This window comes from Bartonella sp. AP57NXGY, from assembly GCF_042195805.1.
Lineage (GTDB): Bacteria > Pseudomonadota > Alphaproteobacteria > Rhizobiales > Rhizobiaceae > Bartonella.
In genome coordinates this window covers 1-1996 of the sequence record NZ_JBHIOZ010000119.1, presented here as the reverse complement: position 1 = coordinate 1996, position 1996 = coordinate 1, and the positions used below count along the sequence as shown (strand labels likewise).

2 protein-coding genes and 1 pseudogene are annotated in these 1996 nt (G+C 43.1%); 1 reads left to right on the top strand and 2 read right to left on the bottom strand.

All coding sequences use genetic code 11. The features are described 5' to 3' along the window. Positions 1 to 272: pseudogene (locus ACFIL8_RS08215) on the top strand (MFS transporter); the annotation flags it as partial. 996 nt (positions 273 to 1268) lie between these two features. Here the strand turns inward: ACFIL8_RS08215 and ACFIL8_RS08210 are convergent. After that, a complete protein-coding gene (locus tag ACFIL8_RS08210) occupies positions 1269 to 1394 on the bottom strand; it encodes a hypothetical protein (protein ID WP_375613549.1) in 126 nt (41 codons plus the stop codon). Positions 1395 to 1459: 65 nt separating this feature from the next. After that, on the bottom strand, positions 1460 to 1633 hold the full coding sequence (locus tag ACFIL8_RS08205) for a hypothetical protein (RefSeq protein WP_375612064.1): 174 nt from the start codon (positions 1631 to 1633) through the stop codon (positions 1460 to 1462). Between the last annotated feature and the right edge of the window lie 363 nt (positions 1634 to 1996).

The window sequence follows — 1996 nt, the reverse complement described above, 5'->3', positions numbered from 1 at the left end:
TTGGAGCAAGCTTATGGTTTATTGGTGTTACCGCCTTCAGGCAGCGCCTCACACCAAAGCAACTTCTCGGGCGAGCTAATTCTGCTTTTCGAGTGATCGGCTATGCTGGAACGCCGGTCGGAAGCTTTTTGGTCGGCGTCCTTGGTTCTTTTATATCATTGCAGTTTGCTGCCACCTTTATCGCTGGGCTCCTATTGGTGGCTATCGCGATAACGCTTCCTTTTCTTTGGCAGGCTGATCATATAGACACACCCAACCCTGCCACGAGGTAACAGCTGCTTTTTAAAAAAGACACGGTCAAAAAAGGCACACATACCCTATTACGCAATCAATTGATCTATTCTTTGGACGAGAAAATTATCACCATAATGGCTGATAGAGCCAGCGGCACTATAGAAGCAGCCAAACAAGCGCTAAAGACAAAACAGCCCCTTTACGTTGCATTGGGCGATGATCCAACGCCTATATGAAGGATGCAGAGAGCTTATAGCGCACAGAGCGCAATTCTTAACTAAAAACTCCGCCCTAGCAATGCCTACTTATACTCCAGTTAATCCGTCACCCGCTGGACATCAAATGCCTCACCCCTTTACCGCTCCTCAAAATACATTTTGTTGCACTTACGCGCCGTATTCTTCCTTTGTAATTAAAAGACCAGCCCTCCTTTCCTAATCTAGGATCTCTGCCTACACAACGAGCAACAGATGCGACCATATATGCAATCACGCCTTAGGGCCTGCATAGTAGGAAGCTTAGTTCGAGAGATTCATAAAGCCTATATCCCAATAAATTTTCCACCCAATCCACCTTTTAAAAGGGCGGCTTTATATAAACCGTTAGAGCAAGCTATGAAATCCTTAGGTGTATTAGAAATAATTGACGGTTTTTACCTCAGACCAATGTTGATTGACTTTTACTCGTGCATATACGCAAGCGGTGCTACTCTTTTCTTAGATAGAAAGGACATAATCGTTACCATCTGACCTATTATTGTTTGAAAATAAAGAAAAAGTATCAGTGCAACTGATGATATTGAAGAGCTATCTCATTATGTAGCTGTACTTAATTACGGCATTGGGAAGCTAGTCACGTAATCACCCCCTTCTGCGCGCGCCTTCTGCATGATATTCATAAGATTTTATTACGCGGTAAACGCGGTACGTCCAAAAGTCTTAGCGAATTCCGCAAAGCACAAAATTAGCTTGGCGGTACGCAACTAAAGACAGCGTCATTCGTGCCGCCCACTCTTACCACAGCCCCCACTCTCTCTACCACCATCCCCGCTTAGAATCGCGCCAACTCATCACCGGTACCTCGTTAAATACCACACCAGTCTCAAGGGCGGTAAAATGCGCCTTGCTGCATTTAATCTTCAGCATTTCTTTAAGGCGCAAATCAAACTCGCTATTCGTTCCTTTTGTTTCCAGTACAAAATAAAGCTTTTGCGCGCCATCTCACTCTAAAAAACCGCCCAATCAGGCGTATAAGAACCAATAGGAGTGGCTATTTTTAAATTTCTTGGCAGTTTAAAAAACAATCTTACATCAGAGTCATTATCGAGATTTTGCGCAAACTCTTTCTCAATACGGCTCTCACAAATCTCATGATCATAAACACTTTTCTCATTGACCACCGTTGGCCCTATGATCGCCTTTTCCGACCTAATTTTACAGATGTAGAATCAATCTTATTATGATGCGCACATCCAGAGATTATTTTATCCTCTGCATTAGAACCAAAAACATGAACAATACACAGAGGCTTCGGTAAGAAGGCCAACCGCTCAATCTCAATCTCAATCTACACGAAAATGCATGTGCAGGCGAATGCCCCCCATAATATGCAATATTTCAAGCCCGTCCATAGTGGTACCCCTTTTAAAAATTGTGCCTATGGCTTATAATAATCTCCAAAATATACATTTAGCCCTTGTCTGAAATAACTCAATTTTGGATTGATGAGAACGAAAACGCGCTGCGATAATCACGTTGTTCAG